This is a genomic window from Polaromonas sp. P1_G2 (genome assembly GCF_056405515.1).
Genome location: NZ_JBFUBY010000702.1, coordinates 1 through 612 on the forward strand (window position 1 = coordinate 1; position 612 = coordinate 612).

Sequence of the window (612 nt, forward strand, 5' to 3'; positions counted from 1 at the left end):
GGCCAGACCTTCGCGGTTTTGGATTCGATAGGCCCGTGGCCGCTGTTTGAATTCCAAAATTGGCCGCTCAGCGGCGTTTGCCGAAGAAAAACAAGCAAAGAAAAACAAAATCAGGTGCAAGAACGCGCGAACGGACCGGCAAAAGTCTGCCATCATCTTCGCTTCCCTGGATTCCGGCAAATATATCCATCTCAACTTGGCAAATAATAGACGATTTTTCAACTACACGCAATACTGGAATCGGTGAAGTTTACGTCAGAACCCGATTTTATAAGGAACACTGCTGCCAGCTGCCGGCCTGGTCACGGCAGAGAAGACAAGCAGCGGCCGCGCCTCCAACACCAATTCTAGTTCGATTTGAGTAAGCCTTTCGCCGAAGCGAGCTTAGGGTGCCGCCTCTACTTCATACTCCAAGATTTCTGTTCCTAAATGGAATTCTCGCTTGCAAGATTTATTTCTAAGTGCATGTATATATGATGGCGGCGAAAGCAGCCACCCAAAGAATTTCTGCCCGGCTCACTGCGGTCGCGGCAGAGGGGAGCATGTTCGCCCTTCAAATCGCCAAGAATGACATGATTTTCGGTTGAGTGCATTTTCCGCGTCGGTGTGGAG

The 612-nt window shown here is 50.0% G+C and carries 2 protein-coding genes; one reads left to right on the forward strand and one right to left on the reverse strand.

Annotated elements, in window-relative coordinates; translation table 11 throughout:
- On the forward strand, positions 1–207 hold a 207-nt coding region (locus AC1D0P_RS27040), incomplete at its 5' end, for a hypothetical protein (RefSeq protein ID WP_477679551.1).
- A gap of 218 nt (positions 208–425) precedes the next feature.
- Here the strand turns inward: AC1D0P_RS27040 and AC1D0P_RS27045 are convergent.
- Positions 426–612, reverse strand: a 187-nt coding sequence (locus AC1D0P_RS27045; RefSeq protein WP_477679552.1) for a hypothetical protein, incomplete at its 5' end; no start/stop codon positions are given.